The organism is Nonomuraea sp. NPDC050663 (assembly GCF_044456985.1).
Taxonomy (GTDB): Bacteria; Actinomycetota; Actinomycetes; order Streptosporangiales; family Streptosporangiaceae; genus Nonomuraea.
Genome location: NZ_JBITGL010000030.1, coordinates 13425 through 34097, shown reverse-complemented (window position 1 = coordinate 34097; position 20673 = coordinate 13425). Strand labels below are relative to the sequence as shown.

At 69.9% G+C, this 20673-nt stretch carries 17 protein-coding genes and 1 tRNA gene; 7 read left to right on the top strand and 11 right to left on the bottom strand.

Annotated elements, in window-relative coordinates:
- Positions 1-45 precede the first annotated feature (45 nt).
- From ACIBH1_RS47205 to ACIBH1_RS47180, 6 genes are all read left to right on the top strand, one after another.
- A complete protein-coding gene (locus tag ACIBH1_RS47205; protein WP_397320677.1) occupies positions 46-2274 on the top strand; it encodes a hypothetical protein in 2229 nt (742 codons plus the stop codon).
- A 190-nt stretch (positions 2275-2464) separates the two neighbouring features.
- On the top strand, positions 2465-2752 hold the full coding sequence (locus ACIBH1_RS47200; RefSeq protein ID WP_397320676.1) for a hypothetical protein: 288 nt from the start codon (positions 2465-2467) through the stop codon (positions 2750-2752).
- Positions 2749-3585: a bifunctional DNA primase/polymerase gene (locus ACIBH1_RS47195; RefSeq protein ID WP_397320675.1), complete on the top strand. Its 837-nt coding sequence runs from the start codon at positions 2749-2751 to the stop codon at positions 3583-3585. Before ACIBH1_RS47200 ends, ACIBH1_RS47195 begins: the two co-directional genes overlap by 4 nt.
- A gap of 28 nt (positions 3586-3613) precedes the next feature.
- On the top strand, positions 3614-4747 hold the full coding sequence (locus ACIBH1_RS47190; RefSeq protein ID WP_397320674.1) for an AAA family ATPase: 1134 nt from the start codon (positions 3614-3616) through the stop codon (positions 4745-4747).
- Complete coding sequence (locus ACIBH1_RS47185; RefSeq protein WP_397320673.1) at positions 4744-4938, top strand: helix-turn-helix domain-containing protein; 195 nt, start codon at positions 4744-4746, stop codon at positions 4936-4938. Before ACIBH1_RS47190 ends, ACIBH1_RS47185 begins: the two co-directional genes overlap by 4 nt.
- Entirely contained in the window at positions 4935-6086 is a 1152-nt protein-coding gene (locus tag ACIBH1_RS47180; protein ID WP_397320672.1) for a tyrosine-type recombinase/integrase, read from the top strand. The genes ACIBH1_RS47185 and ACIBH1_RS47180 overlap by 4 nt, the downstream gene beginning before the upstream one ends.
- Positions 6087-6170: 84 nt before the next feature.
- Here ACIBH1_RS47180 and ACIBH1_RS47175 read toward each other — a convergent pair.
- From ACIBH1_RS47175 to topA, 9 genes are all read right to left on the bottom strand, one after another.
- A tRNA-Thr gene (locus tag ACIBH1_RS47175) sits at positions 6171-6244 on the bottom strand.
- A 58-nt stretch (positions 6245-6302) separates the two neighbouring features.
- Entirely contained in the window at positions 6303-7769 is a 1467-nt protein-coding gene (locus ACIBH1_RS47170; protein WP_397320671.1) for an alpha/beta hydrolase, read from the bottom strand.
- A gap of 33 nt (positions 7770-7802) precedes the next feature.
- On the bottom strand, positions 7803-8639 hold the full coding sequence (locus ACIBH1_RS47165) for a stage 0 sporulation family protein (protein ID WP_397320670.1): 837 nt from the start codon (positions 8637-8639) through the stop codon (positions 7803-7805).
- Positions 8640-8730: 91 nt separating this feature from the next.
- Positions 8731-9309 carry a permease-like cell division protein FtsX gene (locus ACIBH1_RS47160; protein ID WP_397320669.1) on the bottom strand — a complete coding sequence of 193 codons (579 nt, stop codon included), beginning with the start codon at positions 9307-9309 and terminating at the stop codon, positions 8731-8733.
- The gene (locus ACIBH1_RS47155; RefSeq protein WP_397320668.1) at positions 9306-9821 is read right to left on the bottom strand and encodes a SigE family RNA polymerase sigma factor; all 516 of its coding nucleotides are present in this window, start codon (positions 9819-9821) and stop codon (positions 9306-9308) included. The genes ACIBH1_RS47160 and ACIBH1_RS47155 overlap by 4 nt, the downstream gene beginning before the upstream one ends.
- Positions 9822-9872: 51 nt before the next feature.
- Positions 9873-11051 carry a DNA polymerase III subunit delta' gene (locus ACIBH1_RS47150; protein ID WP_397320667.1) on the bottom strand — a complete coding sequence of 393 codons (1179 nt, stop codon included), beginning with the start codon at positions 11049-11051 and terminating at the stop codon, positions 9873-9875.
- Between the two features lie 163 nt (positions 11052-11214).
- Positions 11215-13257 carry a dTMP kinase gene (gene tmk / locus ACIBH1_RS47145; RefSeq protein WP_397320666.1) on the bottom strand — a complete coding sequence of 681 codons (2043 nt, stop codon included), beginning with the start codon at positions 13255-13257 and terminating at the stop codon, positions 11215-11217.
- Between the two features lie 89 nt (positions 13258-13346).
- The gene (locus tag ACIBH1_RS47140) at positions 13347-14708 is read right to left on the bottom strand and encodes a metallophosphoesterase (protein WP_397320665.1); all 1362 of its coding nucleotides are present in this window, start codon (positions 14706-14708) and stop codon (positions 13347-13349) included.
- Between the two features lie 61 nt (positions 14709-14769).
- Positions 14770-17499: a type I DNA topoisomerase gene (gene topA, locus ACIBH1_RS47135; RefSeq protein ID WP_397320664.1), complete on the bottom strand. Its 2730-nt coding sequence runs from the start codon at positions 17497-17499 to the stop codon at positions 14770-14772.
- A gap of 158 nt (positions 17500-17657) precedes the next feature.
- Between topA and ACIBH1_RS47130 the strand changes: the two genes are divergently transcribed.
- On the top strand, positions 17658-17843 hold the full coding sequence (locus ACIBH1_RS47130) for a DUF5703 family protein (protein WP_312894456.1): 186 nt from the start codon (positions 17658-17660) through the stop codon (positions 17841-17843).
- A 96-nt stretch (positions 17844-17939) separates the two neighbouring features.
- Here the strand turns inward: ACIBH1_RS47130 and ACIBH1_RS47125 are convergent, their stop codons facing one another.
- Together ACIBH1_RS47125 and ACIBH1_RS47120 are read right to left on the bottom strand one after the other, a co-directional pair.
- Positions 17940-19886: a chaplin family protein gene (locus ACIBH1_RS47125; RefSeq protein ID WP_397320663.1), complete on the bottom strand. Its 1947-nt coding sequence runs from the start codon at positions 19884-19886 to the stop codon at positions 17940-17942.
- A 230-nt stretch (positions 19887-20116) separates the two neighbouring features.
- The gene (locus ACIBH1_RS47120; protein ID WP_397320662.1) at positions 20117-20569 is read right to left on the bottom strand and encodes a hypothetical protein; all 453 of its coding nucleotides are present in this window, start codon (positions 20567-20569) and stop codon (positions 20117-20119) included.
- Positions 20570-20673: the final 104 nt, after the last annotated feature.

Genomic DNA, 20673 nt, shown 5'->3' with positions numbered 1-20673 from the left:
CTGTCACCCCGCGACCCGCAGCAACGAGCACGAGGTGCACTCATCATGACCCACCACCCGTACGAACCCGACCGCGACCCGACAATCCGCCCGGCCAGCGATGACATGCGGTCCGACCGACCGGATGCCGAGGTGGTGCCGCTCGACGAACGACGCCGCGCCCGCTACCCCGATGACAGCGGTCCGACCGTCCCGGACGAAGGCGGTCCGACCGACCGGCGGACCGCCAGCCGCGACACCTCTTATGAGATCGAACTCGACCTGCCGCCTGCCGAGGCCGGACCGGTCCCCGTGGACCTGCCCAACGCAGCGGTCCCGGCGCGCGTGACCGAGGCCAGGCGTCCAATCATCCCGACCGGTCTGCACCGCGCCAACATCGGCACGACCACGAAGACCGCGCTGGGCAGGTGGACGCACATCACGGCCTTCCACGCGGTCCGGTCCCCGTGGTACCTGGCGAAGGTCCTGGCCTACGCGCTGACCGGCCTGGGGCGCCTGACTGGTCGGCAGCTCAAGTGGTGGTGGGTGGCCGAACAGTACGCGCTCACCCAGCAGGCCGCGACCCGCAACGACGCGGACCTGTGGCTCAAGCTCCACCGAGAAGGCAAGGTCACCCGCCGTTGGCGTGGCGGGGTCCTGGCCGCCGAACTCATCGCCCTGGCGGTAGCCGTACCGCTGGCCGTCTTCAAGCTGGAACCGCTCTGGCAGGCCATCATCGTGGCCCTCCTGATTCCAGTGCTGGCCTGGTACGGCAAGCCGCACGGCCACGCGCTCATCCCGGCCGCCGTCGTCTCCAAGCGCTACCGCCGACTCAACAGCGACATCGTGCTCCGGGCGTATTACGCCGCCGGGCTCGGGCATCCGGACAAGCCGAACCTACGCATCGAGTTCGGCACCGCGATGGCCCGCGAGGGCAACGGCAGCAAGGTCCTGGTCAACCTGCCGTACGGCAAGACGTTCCAGGACGCCGTCAACGCCCGCGAGAAGATCGCATCCGGCCTGGACGTAGCGCTCGCTCAGGTCACCGTGTCGCGAGACCCGGAAAGCCACCGGTCGCACTGGCTGTGGGTAGCCGACTCCGACCCGCTGGCCAGCTCAGCAGGACGCACGCCACTGCTGACCGGCAAGCAGACCGACATCTGGCAGCCCGCCCCGCTCGGCCTGGACGAACGCGGCAACACGGTGACGCTGCTGATGCTGTGGAACTCCATCCTGGTCGGAGCTCAACCCCGGCAAGGCAAGAGCTTCACCGCCCGCCTCCTGGCCCTGTACGCCGCTCTCGACCCGTATGTCCGTCTCGACGTGTACGACGGCAAGGGATCGCCGGACTGGCGCAAGTTCGCCCTGGTGGCGCACTCATGCGGGTTCGGCTTCACCCTGACCCGCGACGGCGACCCGCTCCAGGCATTCGTGCAGATGCTCCGCGACCTCAAGGCCGACGTCCAGACCCGGTATCAGAAGCTCAGCGAACTGCCGGTGGACGTCTGCCCCGAGGGCAAGCTGACACGGGCCATCGCCCGTGACCCGAAGTACGGCATGCCGGTCCGGATCGTGGTGATCGACGAATGCCAGGAGTACTTCGACACCGGCGACAAGGAGCTGAACAAGGAGATCGCCGGACTGCTGGTGTTCCTGGTCAAGGTAGCCCCGGCCGCCGGGGTCATCGTGATCGACGCCACCCAGAAGCCCGGCGGGGTCGGCACCGGCGACACAGCCACCGCCTTCACCAGCTTCCGCGACAACCACCAAGTCCGCATCGCGCTACGAACCGGCTCCTGGCAGGTGTCGGATCTGGTGCTCGGCTCCGGTGCCTACTCCGAGGGGTTCGACTCCTCCACGCTGCTCGCTTCGTACAAGGGAGTGGGCATCCTGCGGGGGGCCAGCGACGACAATCCGACGGTTCGCTTCCACTTCGCCGACTCCGAGGACGCCGAACGCATCCTCCAGGCCGCCCGCAAGCTCCGGGAACGGGCTGGAACCCTGTCCGGCCACGCTGCCGGGCAAGCCGCCATACGTGAAATCCGTGACGTGCTGGCCGACGCGCTCACCGTCTTTGAGGGTTCGGAGTCCGGCCTGCCGTGGACGGTCCTGGCCGCTCGGCTGGTCGAACGGATCCCGGAGCACTACGGCGACCTGACCGCCGAAGCCATCTCAGCTCAACTCCGCGCGCTCGGAGTGCCCAGCGTGGACATCAAGCGGGACGGCAAGGCGCTCAAGGGAGCTAAGCGCGACGCCGTCCAAGTGGCCATCCGTCGCCGCGAGATCACCGGGTAGCCGGTACGGCTCGCGCCCGGCGAACCACCCGGCAGAGGGGTTCGCCGGGTCGCGACCCACCCGCGACCGGTCGCGCCCGCGCGACCCACCCCGCAACCCGCGAAACCGCGCTTGATCAGCGGAAATATCCGCAGGTCGCGGGTAGCGGCATGCCTCCCAACCCTGCTGAAACACGCTCTGGAGCCCTGCCATGACCTTCCTGGCCGCGACCGCGACCACCGACCCCGCGACCAACATCGCGACCCTTCTACCGCTCCTCGCGTTCCTCGCACTGGCGCTGTGGGCACTCGGCTACGCCGCCGCCTGCACCGCTGCTCCATTCGCCCGCTGCACCCGCTGCCACGGGCGCGGCAAGACCCTCACCCCGCGCGGCCACCTCAAGAAGTGGTGCCGTCGCTGCAAGGGAACCGGCCTGCGCCTGCGCTGGGGCCGCCGCCTCTACAACGTCCTGCACCACTTCTTCGGAGCCGCCCGATGACCAACTCACTCGCCTACGCCCTGGCCGCCGCCGCGCGCGGCTGGCACGTCTTTCCGCTCGCACCTGGCACCAAGGTCCCGCCCCGCGGCTTCACCTCGTGGGCGGCCAAGGCCACCACCGATCCCGACCAGCTCCGGGCCTGGTGGGGACGCGAGCCGTACAACATCGGCATCGCCACCGGCCCATCCAACCTCGTCGTGATCGACCTCGACACCCCGAAGGACACAGCAGACCTGCACACCGGGGCCGACACCCTGATCACGCTCGCCGCCGACAGACCCATCCCGGAGACCTTCACAGTCCGCACCGGACGCGGCGGCACACACCTGTACTACACCGCCCCGAAGAGCATCCACCTGGCCAACACCACCGGCACGCTCGGCCACCTGATCGACACCCGCGCGGCCGGCGGGTACGTCGTCTGCCCGGGAAGCCTGGTACCCGCCGGACCCTACGCCGTCACCAATCCGGCGCATGCCGTACCCCTGCCGGACTGGCTGGCCGTACTACTGACCCCGGCCCCGCTCCCGCCTCAACAACCGGTCACCATCACGCTCGGCACCGACCGCCGCGCCACCTACCTACGCGCCGCCATCGCCGGGGAAGTCGAACGGATCACCCGCTCACCCGAGCACGGCCACAACAACGCGCTCTACCAATCCGCCGTCGCACTCGGCCAGCTCGTCGCCGGTCGCGAACTGCCCGAGGCCGACGTGACCGCGCTCCTGCTCGACGCGGCCCGCGCAGTCGGCCAGCCGTACGGCGAAGCCTGCCGAACCATCGCCTCCGGCCTGCGAGCCGGTGCCCGGCGTCCGCGCACGGTCGCGGCCTGACCTGACCGCCGACGAAAGCGAGAACCCTATGGAACGTCCTTCTCACCTGCGGCTGGTCAACGGTGATGCGGTCAATGCGCCCAACGCAAGCCAGCAGTTCCGCACCTCGTGGACCGCAGACGAACTCATGGCCATGACCTTCCCAGAGGTGAAGTGGGCCGTGCCCGGCATCCTCGCCGAAGGTCTCACCCTGTTCGCCGGGCCGCCCAAGGTCGGCAAGAGCTGGCTGTCACTCGGTACGGCTGTCGCCGTCGCGAGCGGCGGCAAGGCCCTGGAGGCCATCGACGTGGAACCCGGCCCGGTGCTCTACCTCGCCCTGGAAGACACCCCGCGCCGACTCCAGAACCGCATGGGCAAGATCCTGGGCGGCCGGTCCGCGCCCAAGAACCTGACTCTGGCCACCTCGTGCCCGCCCCTGCCGAACAGCGGCGAGAAGGCCATCGCCGGATGGCTGGAGCGCAACGTCGGTGCCCGCCTGGTGGTCATCGACGTGTTCGCCAAGGTGAAAGGCAACCCCGCGCCAGGCCTGTCCGCCTACGAGGCCGACTACGCCGCGATGGGCTACGCCAAGCGCCTGGCCGACACCTTCGGCGTGGCCATCGTGCTCGTGCACCACGTCCGCAAGATGGGCTCAGACGACTTCCTGGAACAAGTGTCAGGCACCAACGGCCTGGCCGGTTCCGCCGACTCCACAATCGTCCTCAAGCGCGCCCGAGGGACCGCCGACGGTGTGCTCCACGTCACCGGCCGCGACGTCGAAGAAGCCGAATACGCCCTGTCTTTCCAACCGGCCGCCGGGGCCTGGCACCTGCTCGACGGCCTGCCCGAGGACCACACGCTCGGAGACACCCGCGCGGCCATCATCCGCTACCTGCGCACCAACCCGAACAGCCCGCCCAAGGTCATCGCCGAGGCCATCGGCCTGGCCCACGACAACGTCCGCAAGACCTGCCCGCGCATGGTCGCTGACGGACAGCTCTGTGTGGACGCCGCCGGACGCTACCGCCTGCCGGGGACCGCCGAGGGGACAGAGTCCCCCGGAAGTGTCACTCCTGTCCCCGGTGTCCCCGAACCGCTATCGACCTGCACCAACGTGCTCGATCTTGAGGGACACCCGGCGCTAACCGGTGTCCCTCCTGTCCCTGAACAGGAGAACCGGTGATCACCCTCGACGACACCCAGCTCTATCGGATCACCGACGTCATGCAGTTGCTCAGGCTCAGCAGAAGCCTGATCTACGACCAGATACGCACGGGCCGCCTGCCCTCCGTCAAGCAGGGCCGCGCCCGCCTCATCACCGCCAACGGCATCCGGGCCTACATCGCCCTTCTGGAACAGGAGTCCTCACGATGACAAAGCGACGCAGCAGAGGCGAAGGCGAACTCCGCTGGGACGAAACCCGTCAGCGCTGGATCGCCACCTTCACCGTGGGCTACACGCCCGACGGCAAGCGCATCAGGAAGAAGGCCACCGGCAAGACCAAGACCGAGGCCAAAGAGAAGCTCAGGGAGATCATCAGGGACTACGAAGACGGCCTGACCCTCGCGAAGGGAGACGCCACGGTCGAACAGGCCGTCAACGACTGGCTCGAGTACGAGCTGAGCCGCCGCGACAAGGCCACCTACGAGGTGGGACAGAACATGTGCCGTCTCCACGTCATTCCGGCCCTGGGCAAGCGGAAGCTTCGCGAACTCAGTGCACAGGATGTGGACAAGTGGCTCATGGCGAAGTCCAAGACCCTGAGCACGAGCACCCTCCGCCTCATGAGGTCCTACCTGAACAGGTCCGTCAAGCGCGCGATGGCCCGCGACCTCGTGAAGCGCAACGTCGTGGAGCTGTGCTCAGTCCCACGCGGCAAGGAAGGCCGCCCGTCCAAGGCCCTCACGCTGGCTCAGGCGGAAGCCGTACTCAAGGCAGCCGAGGGAACCCGTTTGCAGGGCTACATCGTCCTGGCCCTGCTCACCGGTGCCCGCACCGAGGAACTCAGAGCACTGACCTGGGATCACGTGGACCTTGAAGGCGACCCCGACGCAGAGCCCGTCATCCCGCCCTACGTCGCCGTCTGGCGCTCTGTGCGCGCCGGTGGCGACACCAAGACCCGCAAGTCCCGCCGCACCCTTGCACTCCCGCAGAGAGCTGTGGAGGCGCTCAACGCCCAGAAGACCCAACAGGAGGAAGAGAAGCAGGTCGCCGGGGACCGATGGACGGAAGAGGGACGCGTGTTCGCTTCCCTGGTCGGGACGGAACTCGACTCGCACAATGTCCGCCGCGCGTTCCGCCTGATCATCGCCAAGACCAACCTGGACCCGAAGCAGTGGACGCCCCGAGAGCTACGGCACAGCTTCGTGTCCCTGCTCTCCGACCAAGGCATCCCCCTGGAGGAGATCTCTCGCCTGGTCGGCCACAGCAGCACGGCAGTAACGGAACTCGTCTACCGCAAGCAGATCCGACCCGTCATCCAGGAAGGGGCGAAGGCAATGGACCGGATCTTCAAGGCATGAGATCCGAAGAGATAGGCACCCAGTTAGGCACCCAGAAGATCAAAAAGGCCCTTCCGGATCATCCGAAAGGGCCTTTCATCTGGGAGCCGCCTTCGGGATTCGAACCCGAGACCCCTTCATTACGAGTGAAGTGCTCTGGCCGACTGAGCTAAGGCGGCGTGCCGTACAGGCGAGTAGCAGTCTACAGGAACCATCCCACTCCTCGCTCACCCCCGATCAGCGAATGTCCGGACACACAACCCCCTCCCCCGGCACCACCCCCGCGACCAGATACCGATCCACCACCTCGTCCACGCACCCCGACCCGTTGAAGTAGGCCGTGTGCCCGTCGCTGTCGAACCCCAGCAGCACCCCCGACTCCAGTTGCCCGGCCAGTGCCTCCGCCCATGAGTAGGGGGTGGCCGGATCGCGGGTGGTCCCGATGACCAGGATGGGCGCCGCCCCCTCCCCGCGCAGTGGCCGCGTCCGCGGAGGTGTCGCGGGCCAGAAGGCGCATGGCAGTGAGCTCCATGTGAGGTAGCTGCCGAAGGCGGGTGAGAGCCGGCTCGCGGTGCGGGCGGCGTCCGCGTACGTCTGGGGGTCGCGCGGGTAGGGGGCGTCGATGCAGTTGATGGCGAGGTTGGCGGCCGTCTGGTTGGAGTAGGTGCCGTCGGCGAGGCGGCCGACGAGGTGGTCCGACTGCTGGAGGAGGAGGGTGCCGTCGCCTGTGCGGGCCTGGCGGAGGGCGGCGGTGAGGATGGGCCAGCCCGAGCGGTCGTAGAGCGGGGTGAGGGCGCCGAGGGTGGCGAGGGCTTCGGTGACGGGGCGGGCGGCTCGTAATGGGGCGGTGTCCGTACGGCGGAGCAGGTCGGCCAGTTCTTGGGCGGCTCCCGGGACGGTGCGGGAGCTGAAGGGGCAGCCTGAGTCGGCCAGGCAGTAGCGCAGGTAGGAGCGGAAGGCGGTGTCGAAGGCGAGCGCCTGCTCGGTGTTGAGGGTCAGGCGGGGCAGGGCGGGGTCGAGGGCTCCGTCGAGGACGAGGGCGCGCACCTTCGTCGGGAACAGCTCGGCATACGTGGCGCCCAGGAGGGTGCCGTAGGACTTGCCCAGGTAGGTGAGTCGCGGATCGCCGAGTGCGTCTCTGAGGAGGTCGAGGTCGCGGGCCACGTCGACGGTGCCGATGTGCGGCAGGAGTCTGGCCGAGCGGGTTTGGCAGGCGGCGGCGAAGTCGCGGGAGGCGGTCACCAGGGCGTTCTGTTCGTCCGTGGTGTCGGGGGTGGCGTCGAGGGCGAGGAAGGCGTCGAGGCCGGCGTCGTCGAGGCAGTGCACGGGCGAGGATCGGCCGACGCCGCGCGGGTCGAAGCCGACGATGTCGAAGCGCTCCAGGATCGGTTCGCTGACGATGGAGCGTGCCGCTCTGGCGTAGTCGAGGCCGGAGACGCCCGGGCCGCCGGGGTTGACGACGAGGGAGCCGATGCGGTCGCCGCCCGCGGGGAGGCGGGTGATGGCCAGCTCCAGCTGCTCACCCTGGGGGCGGGCGTGGTCGAGGGGGACGGCGAGGGTGCTGCACTCCATGTCGTCGCCGCAGGCGTGCCAGGCCAGCTTGGTGGGCTCCGCCCGGCCGCCGCAGGCGGTGAGGAGGGTGAGGATCGACGTCGCCGTGAGGAGGGCCGATGCCAGTCGCCTGGGGCGCACGGTGGAGCCCAAGCCGCCTCCCTGGGTGATGATCGGCGAGGAACGTCAGGTGGCCTGCTCCTTCCCCTCTGCCCCGCCGTACGCCTCGTCGTGTTGGATACGCGGGCCGCACACGCTGGCCTTGGAGCACGCGCAACGGCGGCCGCCGTCGTTGAGCCGGACGACCACCGAGTCGGAGGGCACGTTGTGGCCCACGACGACGCCGGCGCCCTCGGGGGTCTCGACGTTGGCCCCGAGCCGGGGGGTCGAGGCGCGGAACTCTTGGTACAGCGGGTGTTCGTACTTCAGGCAGCACATCAGCCGCCCGCACGCCCCGGCGATGCGCATGGGGTTGACCGGCAGGTCCTGGTCCTTGGCCATGCGGACGGAGACCGGTTCGAAGTCCTTCAGGAACGTGGCGCAGCACAGGTCGCGCCCGCAGGGGCCGATGCCGCCCTGGAGCCTGGCCTCGTCGCGGGGGCCGATCTGGCGAAGCTCGACCCTGGCCCGCAGGTTGCGGGCCAGGTCGCGCACCAGCGCACGGAAGTCGACGCGGTGCGGGGCGGAGAAGTAGACCGTGTAGACGTTGTCGGCGTCGAGGTAGTCGATGCCGACGACCTTCATCGGCAGGCTGTGGCGCTTGATCAGGCGTTTGGACACGCTGCGCGCCTCGGCCCTGCGGCGGCGGTTGGTCTCGTCGCGGGAGAGGTGCTCCTCCTCGGCGATGCCGCCGCACACGGGCAGGCCGTCGACGTCTTCGCTGACATATTGCGGCGCCCAGACGCATTCGGCGACCTCTGGCCCCGACTCGGTGGGGACCAGGACCCGGTCGCCCACCTTGGGAGAGTGAGAACCGGGATCGAGGTAGTAGAGCCTCCCGTAACGGGTGAAGCTCACTGCCATGATCATGCCCATGGGGAGGAGCTCGCTTCCTGACGGCCTCGGGGGTCCATAGGCCCTATCCTTGCCACCCTCTCGGTGTCTCACACCTCCATCACCCGCACTGCTCGGCCGGGATCGCTCCGGGATCGCACCTGTGGTCGACGATCCTGGAGACTCCCGGCATGCCGCCCACCTGGTCACGGAGCGCGCGGCTGCTCACCCCGGCGCGCAGGGTCAGGCGGAAGGACTCTGTCATGTCGGCGGGCCCGAGCACCTTCGCGAGCTGCTCTCCCTCCTCAGATCCCTGAAGGTTGGCGAACGCCTGAGTCTGGCCCTCGAAGACGATCGAGCGCACTTCGGGCTGGAGCGTGAGGTAGTGCTGGATGGCCTCCAGCTGTGTCGGGGTCGCGGATCGACCGTCGCATGCGTGGTCGGCCGAGCCACGCGTGCACAGGAACACGGTGACGTCGACCCCGAAAGCCCGCCCGCCCGCCTCCACGGGCGTGGGGCTTCTCACCATGAACACCCCCGCCCCCACCACCATGCCCAGCACCGCTGCGGCCCCCGCCACGTAGCGCACGTCGAACCGCAGGCGCCGCCTGGTCTCCCCCAGCGGCCTGAGCTCCAGCGGAGCGACGCTCGACCCGACCCCGTCGAGCGCATCGCGCAGACGGTCTTCGATGATGCTCATGACTGCTCCCCCAGAGCCTTGCCGAGGGCCGCCAGCCCTCGCGTGATCGTGGACCGCACGGTGCTGCCGCTGATCCCCATCGTCTCGGCGATCTCCTGATCGGACAGCTCGAAGTAGTAGCGCAGCACCAGCGCCTCGCGCTGCCGGCGCGGCAGCCCGCGCAGGGCGAGCAGCACCTCACGCCGCTCCTCGCCGATGAGGGCGGCGTGCTCCGCCGACCACACGGGCGGATCGTGGGGCACAGGTCTTCGGAAGGCCACGGCCCGGCGGCGCAGAACCGAGCGGCACTGGTTGAGCACCGCCGAGCGCACGTAGGCCAGCGCGCTGGCCGGATCTCGAAGCCGCGCCCGGCCCGCGTGGGTGCGCGCGAAAGCCTCCTGCACGACATCCTCGGCCGTCGCGCGGTCGCCGACCATCATCAGCGCGAGCCGGACGAGCCCCAGCTGGTGCAGGGCGAAGATCGACGCGACGTCGACGGGCTCGGCCCGGGAAAGTAGCAGTTCAGCTTCCACATCACAGAGACGCCCGAGAGCGCCGTCTGCTGCTCGCGCCACCGAGATCTTTTAGCGAGGCGCCCGCAGGGTCAGGGTCATCGCCTCGACCGCCATCTGCGGGTTGACGTTGGCCTCGAGGCGCTCGCGGCACTGCATGATCGCCTCGATGCGCAGCAGCGTCTCGTCAGGGGTCGAGGCACGCGCCAGCCGGTCGAGGTCGTAGCGGTGGTCGTCGTTGGCCAGCTCCACCCCGGAGCCGAACTGCATCGCCAGCACGTCGCGATAGAACCCGGCCAGCTCCAGCAGCGCGGCGTCGAGCGTGTCGCGCTTGATGCGGGTCGCGCGGGACTTCTGCCGGTCTTCGAGCTCCTTCAGGGCCCCGGCGCCGCCGCGCACGAGCCCGCGGTTGAGCCCCCTGCCCGTCGAGCCCTCGCCGTAGAGCTTGCGCAGCTCGGCCGTCTCCGTCTCGTTGAGCACCGAGGTGGCCGCCGCGGCCTCCTCCTCGGCGGTCTTGACCAGGCGCTCGGCGGCCACGACGCACTCGCCGACGCCCGTCAGCGCCGCCGGGATCGCCAGCACGGCCTCGCGGCGCCGGCGGGCGCCGTCGTCGAGCGCCAGTTGCCGAGCCCGGTCGAGGTCGCCCTGCGCGGCGCGCGCCGCGAACGCGGCGGTCTCCGGCGGCACGTTGTCGCGCGTGGCCAGGACGTGGGCCACCGCCTCCGTCGACGGGATCACCAGCGTGATCACGCGGCACCTGGACCTGATCGTGATCAGCAGGTCGTCGGCCGACGGCGCGCACAGCAGCCACACCGTGCGCGGCGGCGGCTCCTCGATGGCCTTGAGCAGGGCGTTGGCGGCGCCTTCCGTGAGCCGGTCGCCGCCCTCGAAGAGCATCACGCGCCAGCGGCCCTGCGTCGGCGCCCCGGCGGCTCTCAGGATGAGCTCGCGCGCCTGCTTCACGCCGTAGGAGAGCCCGGCGGGGCGCACGTGCTCGAGGTCGGGATGGGAGCCGATGTAGACCTGGTGACACTGGTCGCAGTGGCCGCAGCCGCCGTCGTGGCAGAGCAGGGCCGCCGCGAACGCCCTGGCCGCGCTCTCGCGGCCGGCTCCGGGCGGGCCGGTGAACAGCCAGGCGTGGGTCATGCCCGCGCCGCGCCCGCCGCCGACGACCTCGCGCGCCGCCGCGGAGGCCCGCTCCAGCACCGCTGTCGCGCGCTCCTGGCCTACGAGATCATCGAAAACGCCCACGCGGAAAGGCTATCCCTCCGCACCGACCGAATCTCACCGCGCGGGAACATGATCTTGTACGGCACGCACGGGTCACCCCCACCCGCCGCACGTGGCCGGGCCCTGTCCAGGGAGACGGCCGACCAGCGTGCGTGGCGGGCCGCCGAAACGCGCGCCCAGAAGCTCAGTCGCGGATCGCCGGCATCGTCCCCGTGATGTCCTCCGACGTCTGCGGCACCGGATCGGGAAGGATCTCCCGCACCCGGTCCTGGACCACCCGCGTGATCTCGTCCAGCCCCAGGGTCCCGTCGACCACGAGATACCGCTCAGGCGCCGCAGCCGCCAGCGCCCTGAACTCCTTGCGCACCCGCTCGTGGAACTCCACCGGCTCCGACTCGATGCGGTCGGCCGCGCCCCCGAGGCGACGCAGCCCGATCTCGGGCGGCGTGTCGATGAGGACCGTCAGGTGCGGCACCAGTCCCCCGGTCGCCCACGCGTTGACCTTCGACACGTCCTCGGGGTCGAGCGCCCGCCCCGCTCCCTGGTAGGCCAGGGACGAGTCGACGTATCGGTCCGTCACCACCACGGCCCCCCGGTGCAGCGCGGGGCGGATGACCTTCTCGACGTGCTCGGCCCGGTCGGCGGCGTACAGCAGCGCCTCGGAGCGTGCCGACAGCCCCTTCTCGGCCGCGTCGAGCAGGATGGCGCGCAGCCGCATGCCGACCTTGGTGGAGCCGGGCTCGCGGGTCTGGACCACGTCGTAGCCCTGGTCACGCAGCCAGATCGCGACCATGCGCGACTGGGTGGTCTTGCCGGAGCCCTCGCCGCCCTCGAAGGCGATGAACAGCCCGGGCACGTGCTCGCGCGGCTCGGAGCCGTACTTCTCGCCGCGCACGGCGGCCAGCAGGTCGGAGGTGAACGGGATCCCCGCGCGGTCGTCCATGTGGCGAAGGCCCACGACGCCGACGATCGTGGCCAGGGCGCCGCCGACGGCCAGGACCAGGTTGGTGCCGTCGAAGACGTAGACGAGGTCGGCGACTTCCAGCCGGTGGCTGCCGAACAGGGCCGCCAGGGGCCCGGCCACCGCCACGACGAGCAGCAGCACCACCCTGGCCGTCGACTGCAGGAAGGAGAAGGTGCGCCCGCGGAGCGCGTCGTCGACCTCGAGCCCGATCAGGGTGTAGCCGATGATCCAGGCGATGCCCGCGCACGCGCCCAGCAGCACCGTCAGCATGACCACGATCACCAGGTTGTGGATGAGCGCGATGGCGATCAGCACCAGCCCCGCGACCACGATCGCCAGGCCGAACAGGCGACGCCGAGACAGCTCGCCCAGCAGCCTCAGCCCGAAGAACATGCCCAGCGCCATGCCGACGAAGACCGCGCCGAACACCACGCCGTAGGCCGCGTCGCCGCCCTGGAGGGCGGTCACATAGGGCTTGGCCACGCCGATCACCGCGCCGCCGGCGGCGAAGGCGCCCAGCATGCCGATGACCAGGCCGCGGATCAGCCGGTTGCCGCCCACGAACCGCCAGCCCTCGATGATCTGCTTGAACACCGACGGCGTGGAGATCTCGCCCCTGCGCCGCGGGATGTCCTTGAGCGTGAAGACCAGGAAGGCTGAGACCAGGTACGCGCCGGCGTTCACCAGGAGCGCCCACGCGCTGGACAACCACACGTCCGCGCCGAACAGGCTCACCACGACCGACAGCGCCGCGAACAGGGCGGCGGCCAGCGGAGCGGTGCCGTAGGTCACCAGCAGGTTGAGCTGGTTGGCCTGCTCGAGCCGCTGCGGAGGCACCAGGTTCGGGACCGTCGCGTCCTTGGCGGGCACCCAGAACAGGTTGACGCACTCCACCAGCACCGTGGCGATGATGATCCACCGGTAGGCGACGTCGTTGGACGCGACCCACACCACGGCCGGGATGGACACGACCAGGACGAAGCGCGTCAGGTCGGCGACCACCATGGTCACCCGCCTGTCGAACCGGTCGGCGAACGCGCCCGCGACCGGGCCCAGGATGATCGCCGGGAGCATCTTGGCGATGAACACGCCGCCCACCGCCAGCGACTGCGCGCGGAAGTCGCCCTGGGCCATGAGGTTCCCGGCCAGGGCGGTCAGCGCCAGAATGTTCAGCCAGTCGCCCAGGCTGCAGGCTGACATGGCCAGCCACAACCTGCGGAAAGGGGCGTTTGCCAGCACATGTGCCGGCCTGCGGGCGGTCATAGTGTCAGCGTATCCAGGTGCTCACTCGGCCAAGTATGAAGATTCGCGCCGGATATGCCCGGCTGCTTGGCCAGAGGGTATTACGTCCTTCAACCGGCTGCCCCGATTTCTAGCAGGGTGATCTCAGGCGGCGCACCGACCCGGACCGGCGGGCCCCAGAAGCCTGCCCCTCGGGTGACATAGACCTGGACGCCGTCGACAGTCTCCAGCCCGGAGACGACCGGCTGCTGCAGCGGCACCACCAGGTTGAACGGGACCATCTGGCCACCGTGGGTGTGCCCGGACAGCTGCAGGTCGACGCCGAACGCGCTCGCCTGCCGTACCTGGAGGGGCTGGTGGGCCAGCAGCACGGTCGAGCGGCCGGGGTCGCGGCCGCCCAGTGCCGCCTCGAAGTCGGGACCGTCGTCGTAGGAGGTGCCGTTGACGTCGTTGACGCCCGCAAGGTCGAGCACGGCGCCGCCGTGGGCGATCTCGACCCGCGAGTTGCGCAGCGAGCGCACGCCGAGCTCGTCGAGCTCCTGGACCCACTCGTCGGGGCCGTTGGCCGTGTAGTACTCGTGGTTGCCGGTGACGAAGTAGGCGCCGTAGCGGGAGCGGAGCTCACCCAGCGGCTGTGCGAACCTGCCGAGCTCGGCCACCGTGCCGTCGACCAGGTCGCCGACGATGGCGACCACGTCGGGCTTGAGGTTGTTGATCATGCGCACGATGCGTTCCGAGTGGCCGAGCCCGGTGAGCGGACCCAGGTGGATGTCGCTGACCACGGCGAACCGCAGGCCGCTGAGGCGCGGGTCGAGCTTGGGGAGGGTGACCTTGACGGGTTCGATCACGGGGTCGCCGAGCGCGGTGCTGATGCCGTACCCGACCGTGCCGAGCGCGCCGACGCCGGCGGCCAGAGCGGCGGTGCGGGCGACGAACAGACGCCTGGTGACGAGCTCGGGACCAGGGGCGGTGGCCGGGGGCGTCGATGAGGCCGCGGCGGGCTCGGTGGCGACCTGGGCCGTGGCCGTCGGGGCATCGGCCGTCGCAGCACCCACGACGGAGGCGGAAGCGGAGGCCGCAGCCGGTGAGGCGACCGTGGCCGAGGTCGCGGCGGCGCCCGACGGCACGCCAGCAGGTCTCGCCAGCTTGGAACCCACCGGCATCCGATCCCCGACGCCGCGCCGTACGGCACGGTTGGCCACGAACCGCGGCACCTCGAGCACCACCAGGTAGACGACCAGATAGAACATGACCGCCAGCCACAGGAACCCCGGCCACGCCAGCCAGTGCCCCCACTCCATGCGCGACCCCACGAAGGTCACCGGCACCAGCACGCCCAGCGCGACCAGCGCGACCGTCAGCACCCGGCGCAGGCGCCCCGGCACGGTGGTGGCGCGCACCAACCGATGCCACAGGTAGAAGTGCACGCCCAGGACCACCAGGGCGACCGTCGCAGCGAAACCGAGAATCACGTCCGCAATGCTACGGGCCACAGGCTGAGACCATTCTCAGCCTGTGGATAACCCCGCCCCGTCAGGACTTGGCGGCGGGCTTCTTCGCCGGAGCCTTCTTGGCGGTGGCCGTCGTCTTCTTCGCCGGAGCCTTGCGCGCCGCGGGCTTCTTGGGCGCCGGGGCCTTCTCGCGGCGCTCCGCCAGCAGCTCGGCCGCCCGCTCCGTGGTGATCTCCTCCACGGTGTCGCCCTTGCGCAGCGAAGCGTTGGTCTCCCCGTCGGTCACGTAGGGGCCGAAACGCCCCTCCTTGACCACGATCGGCTTCTTCGAGGCCGGGTCCTCGCCCAGCTCCCGGAGAGGCGCCGCGGCGGCGGCCCGGCCGCGACCGCGCTGCTTGGGCTGCGCGAACAGCTCCTTGGCCTGCTCGATGGTGACGGTGAACAGGTCGTCCTCCGACGCCAGCGACCGCGAGTCGGTGCCCTTCTTCAAATAGGGACCGAACTTGCCGTTGAAGGCCTGGACCTCCTCGCCCTCCAGCTCGCCGACCAGGCGCGGGATCGACAGCAGCTTCAGCGCGTCGTCGAGCGTCACCGTGTCGAGCGACATGGTCTTGAACAGCGAGCTGGTGCGCGGCTTGGGCGCGTCGGCCTTCTTCGTGCGCCGCTTCGGAGCCGACTCGTCGACGGCCGGCTCGGGCAGGATCTCGGTGACGTACGGCCCGAAACGCCCGTCCTTGGCGACGATCGTGTGCCCGCTCGCCGGGTCCTGGCCCAGCACCCGGTCGCCGGACGGCCGGCTGTAGAGCTCCTCGGCCTTCTCGGCGGTCAGCTCGTCGGGCGCCATGTCCTCGGGCACGTTGACGCGGGCGCCGTCCCTGTCGAGGTAGGGCCCGTAGCGACCGACGCGCAGCATGATGTCGGTGCCCCGGATCGCGAAGGAGCTGATCTCGCGCGCGTCGATCTCGCCGAGGTCGGTGACCATCTCCTTGAGACCGTCGTCGCCGTTGTCACCGAAGTAGAACTTGCGCAGCTCCGGCACCCGCTCGGCGCGGTCGTTGGCGATGTCGTCGAGCACCTTCTCCATGGTCGCGGTGAAGTCGTAGTCGACGAGGTTGCCGAAGTGCTGCTCCAGCAGGTTGACCACGGCGAAGGCCAGGAAGGACGGCACCAGCGCCGTGCCCTTCTTGAACACGTAGCCGCGGTCGAGGATGGTGCCGATGATCGAGGCGTAGGTCGACGGACGGCCGATCTCGCGATCTTCCAGCTCCTTGACCAGCGAGGCCTCGGTGTAGCGCGCGGGCGGCTTGGTGGAGTGGCTGGCCACGTCGAGCCTGGTCAGGTCGAGGCGGTCGCCCTCGGCCAGGTTCGGCAGACGCTTCTCGGAGTCGTCGCGGTCGGTGGACGGGTCGTCCGCGCCCTCGACGTAGGCCTTGAGGAAGCCGTAGAAGGTGATCGTGCGCCCCGAGGCGCTGAACTCGACGTTCGCGCCGGCGACCTTCACGCTGACCGACTCGCCGACCGCGTCCTTCATCTGCGACGACACGGTGCGCTGCCAGATCAGCTCGTACAGGCGGAACATGTCGCCCGACAGGCCGGTCTCGCCGGGGGTGCGGAACTCCTCGCCGGACGGGCGGATCGCCTCGTGAGCCTCCTGCGCGTTCTTCACCTTGGAGGCGTAGACGCGGGGCTTGTCGGGCACGTACGCCGCGCCGTACAGCTTGATCGCCTGCGAGCGCGCGGCCGCCACGGCCGTCTCCGACAGCGTGATGCTGTCAGTACGCATGTAGGTGATGAAGCCGTTCTCGTAGAGCCGCTGCGCCACCTGCATCGTGTACTTGGCGGAGAAGCCCAGCTTCCGGCTGGCCTCCTGCTGCAAGGTGGTCGTCCGGAACGGGGCGTACGGCTTGCGCGTGTACGGCTTGCGCTCGACGGACCTGACCGAGAACGAGGCGCCACGCACCTGCTCGGCCAGCTGGGCGGCGGCCTGCTCCGACAGGTGCACGACGTCGGCGTTCTTCAGGCGCCCGTCGGAATTGAAGTCACGGCCCTGCGCGACGCGCTTGCCGTCGACGCCGGTCAGCGTCGCGGTGAAGTCACGCGGCGTCTCCTCGGGCTTGTTGCTGTCGAACAGCGCCTGCAGGTCCCAGTAGGACGCCGAGGTGAAGGCCAGCCGCTCGCGCTCGCGCTCGACCACCAGCCGGGTCGCCACCGACTGCACGCGGCCCGCGGACAGGCGGGGCTTGACCTTCTTCCACAGGACCGGGCTGACCTCGTAGCCGTAGAGGCGGTCGAGGATGCGCCGGGTCTCCTGCGCGTCGACCAGGCGCAGGTTGAGGTCACGCGGGTTGGCCACGGCCTCCTGGATCGCCTGCGGGGTGATCTCGTGGAAGACCATGCGGTGCACGGGCACCTTCGGCTTGAGAACCTCCTGCAGGTGCCAGGCGATCGCCTCGCCCTCGCGGTCCTCGTCAGTGGCGAGGTAGAGCTCGTCGGCGTCCTTCAACAGCTGCTTGAGCTTGTTGACCTGGGCCTTCTTGTCGTGGTTGACGACGTACAGAGGTTCGAAGCCGTGGTCCACGTTGACGCCGAGCCGCGCCCAGGCCTCCCCTTTGTACTTCTCGGGGATGTCGTCGGCCTTCTCCGGCAGGTCACGGATGTGACCGATGCTGGACTCGACTATGTAGCCGCGCCCGAGGTACCCCGCGATCGTCTTCGCCTTCGCAGGCGACTCGACGATCACCAGGCGTGTTCCGCCGGCGCTGCCGTTGTTGGCTGGCACGCTGCTTCCTACCTCGCTGTTCGCTCGCTTCATCCCCACCCGTGTTTGGGCACAGATCTGAAAGGTAACCCGGATCGCCGGTATTGCCTCCCCCCGGGGCTACCCGCTGGCTTTCAGGTCCACCCACAAGAACGCAGAATAAGGCCCACGGAGCGGCGTATCGCCTTGACTCACCCAGGAGACTAATCGTTGTGCCCGACTACTCCTACATGGATATCTACATCCCGCGCGGCATCTCTCGCGAAGCCGCACGTCAGCTACTGACCGAACATGCCGAACACGGACACTGGGAACTGGCCCGCACCCGGATCTATTCCGACGGCAGCCGTCGTGTACGGCTTCGCAGAAGGATCTACAAGGTCCGTAGCACCCTCTAAACAGGGCTTTGCCCGCCCCCGGGGCCATCGCCCCCCGAGAACGGGCAAAGCAGCTCTTGCGAGTCGTACGGCTGGCCGGCTGCCAGCCGCCGATCGTTACTTCTTGCCGAAGCGCACCCGGCGGGTGGTCGCGAACAGCGTCGCCGAGGCGGCGAACATCGCGCCCAGCACCAGAGCCAGCAGCGAGCTGGAGTTCATCCCGGTGACGCCCTCGTCGGTCGCGGCGCTCATCAGGCCGAGGTCACCGACGGGAAGGGTGCCGGTCGCCTGGCCGACGGCTCCGCCGACCGGGGTCGACTGGACGAGCGAGGTAGCCGGGCCGAGGGCCGACAGCGGGCTGGCCGACTTGGCCTTGCCGCCCTGCTGGCCGGGCACGGCCGGAGCTCCGGGGAGCCCGGGCAGGCCGGGCAGCGAGGGCAGGCCCAGCGTGCTGGGCAGGTCGCCGACGACGGGCAGGGCGGGCAGGCCCGCGCCGCGCATCGGCTGGGCGATGTTGCCGACGTCCTTCAGGCTGCTGGCCGCGGGAACCACGGGCAGAGCGGGCAGCAGGCCACCGGCCTGATACTTCGACCCGCCGCGCGGACGGGCCCAGTGGTCGTAGCCGTCGCCGCTGTCGTCGACCGGCTTGCCGACGCGCGAGCCGCCCAGGCATCCGGCGGCGGCGTCACCCAGGACGGCCACCGCGTTGCCGCAGACGTTGATCGGAGCGGTGATCGGGGCGATCACCTGGTTGCCGGCGAGCACGCCGGAGCGGCCGGAGGTCTTGTTGCCACCCGCGTTGACGCCGTTCTGCGGGGAGACGGTCGCCCCGCCCTTGCAGTGGGCCTCGGCCAGGCCCAGGGCCGCCACGGCGTTGCCGCAGGCGTTGATCGGGGCGGTGATCGGGGCCACGACCTGGTTGCCCGCGGCCACGCCCGACCTGCCGGAGGTGACGTTGCCACCGGCGCCCTTGCCGCCGTTCTTCACCGACACGCCGCCCTTGCAGCCGGCGAAGGCCTGGCCGGCGAGCGCGACGGCGTTGCCGCAGACGTTGATCGGGGCGGTGATCGGGGCGACCACCTGGTTGCCGGCGAGCACGCCGGACTGCCCTGAGGTGTTGTTGCCGCCCGCACCCGAGCCGGCCTTGGTGTTCTCGACCGAGCTGCCGCCCTTGCAACCGGCGGGAGCGTTGCCGACCGCGTTGCCGCAGGCGGTGATGGGCAGGCTGATCGGGGCGATCACCTGGTTGCCGCTGCCGGCGCCGAAGCGGCCGTCGGTGTCGTTGCCGCTGGAGCCGTGGCCGCCGTGTCCGGCGTGGTAGCCCTTGCCGGGCTTGCCGCCGTTGGTGACCGAGGAGCCGCCCTTGCAGCCGGCGAAGGCCTCGCCGAAGACCGCGATCGCGTTGCCGCAGATGTTGATCGGGCCGCTGATGGGCGCGATCACCTGGTTGCCGCCGAGCGCGGCGTTCCTGCCCGACGTGGTGTTGCCGCCGGCGCCGAAGCCGTTGTTCTTGACGGACGAGCCGCCCTTGCAGCCCGCGGTCGCGTCGCCGAAGATGGCCAGCGCGTTGCCGCAGGCGTTGATCGGAGCGCTGATCGGCGCGGTGATCTGGTTGCCGCCGAGCAGGCTGCTGTCGCCGGAGGTCTTGTTGCCGCCCGCTCCGCCCTTGCCAGAGGTCTTGACCTCGGCGCCGCCCTTGCATCCGGCGTCGGAGTTGCCGAACAGCGAGACGGCGTTGCCACAGGCGTTGACCGGCGCGCTGATCGGCGCGTTGACCTGGTTGCCGCCCAGGACGCTGCTGTTGCCGGAGGTCTTGTTGGCGATCCCGCCGGGACCGGAGTTCTCGACCGAGGCGCCGCCCTGCGAGGAGGCGGTCGACTCGCCGGCGACGCCGACGGCGTTGCCGCTGATGTCGATCGGCAGGGAGATGGGGAGGTTGACCTGGTTGCCGCCACCCACGGAGGAGTTACCGGAGGTGTCGGCGACAGCGGTGCCGCTGCCGAACGACATGACCGCTGCGGCGAGAAGAGCCGCCGGGGCCGATGCCTTCGCCCACGTACGCATGATGAATGCTCCTAGTGGTTCTTGGGGGGAATACCTGACTGGTCGCGGGCAGGCCGAGGTCATGCTTCCTGTCCAGAAGCACAGCGGTGACCCAGGGGCTTGTCGCGAACCGAGATGACTGACATGACGGACGGGAGGGCCTGCAGACGGCCACGCTCCGCTTGTCCGGGAAGGCGCACTGAGAAGGCGCACTGGTGGGAGGCACGCGTGGAAGGCGCGCTCAGGGTGTGTCAGTCAGGTGAGAAAGAAGGGTCGTCCGCCGCTGTGCGGACGACGGGGGGAAGCACGCACGCCAGGGGGGCGCGCTGTGCGAGCAGCCGCGGGTCGAAAGCGGACCTCGCGACGTCCCCCATGCCAGGCCCGAAGGGGCCACTGCCACCGCCGTTGGGCACGAGTCCGTTGGGACCGTGCGAGTCACCGGCGGTGGAAGGAACTGGGGTGCCGGGCTTCGACTGGCTGGTGAGCCCGTCGACGTTGAGCCCGGCCATGGCCTCGGCATTCACCGAGGAGCTGTCAGCCGCGGGGAAGATGTCCGTCGCGGACGCGGTGACGGCCTGAGTCGTCTCGGCGGTGGCGGGAGACGCTCCGAAGAGCATGGCGAGCAGCCAACCGGCGATCATCAGACCGCCTACCGTGAGTGCTCGCACCAGGATCCGACGGGCGCCGGCCGCGAACCGCGCCATCCGGCCATCCCTGGCGGACCTGGTGTCGGCAGCCACGGGCACGCACGGAGCAGCCGGGGACTGGGTCCCCTTCTGCTGCTCCACAGTGCGTGCCACGTGACCTC

Excerpts from the sequence above, each read along its gene's own strand:
- ACIBH1_RS47205 (WP_397320677.1), top strand. The coding sequence starts at position 46 with ATGACCCACCACCCGTACGAACCCGACCGCGACCCGACAATCCGCCCG.
- ACIBH1_RS47165 (WP_397320670.1), bottom strand. The coding sequence starts at position 8,639 with ATGGCAGTGAGCTTCACCCGTTACGGGAGGCTCTACTACCTCGATCCC.
- ACIBH1_RS47125 (WP_397320663.1), bottom strand. The coding sequence starts at position 19,886 with ATGCGTACGTGGGCGAAGGCATCGGCCCCGGCGGCTCTTCTCGCCGCA.
- ACIBH1_RS47195 (WP_397320675.1), top strand. The coding sequence starts at position 2,749 with ATGACCAACTCACTCGCCTACGCCCTGGCCGCCGCCGCGCGCGGCTGG.
- ACIBH1_RS47120 (WP_397320662.1), bottom strand. The coding sequence starts at position 20,569 with ATGGCGCGGTTCGCGGCCGGCGCCCGTCGGATCCTGGTGCGAGCACTC.
- topA (WP_397320664.1), bottom strand. The coding sequence starts at position 17,499 with ATGAAGCGAGCGAACAGCGAGGTAGGAAGCAGCGTGCCAGCCAACAAC.
- ACIBH1_RS47180 (WP_397320672.1), top strand. The coding sequence starts at position 4,935 with ATGACAAAGCGACGCAGCAGAGGCGAAGGCGAACTCCGCTGGGACGAA.
- tmk (WP_397320666.1), bottom strand. The coding sequence starts at position 13,257 with ATGACCGCCCGCAGGCCGGCACATGTGCTGGCAAACGCCCCTTTCCGC.
- ACIBH1_RS47200 (WP_397320676.1), top strand. The coding sequence starts at position 2,465 with ATGACCTTCCTGGCCGCGACCGCGACCACCGACCCCGCGACCAACATC.
- ACIBH1_RS47160 (WP_397320669.1), bottom strand. The coding sequence starts at position 9,309 with ATGAGCATCATCGAAGACCGTCTGCGCGATGCGCTCGACGGGGTCGGG.
- ACIBH1_RS47190 (WP_397320674.1), top strand. The coding sequence starts at position 3,614 with ATGGAACGTCCTTCTCACCTGCGGCTGGTCAACGGTGATGCGGTCAAT.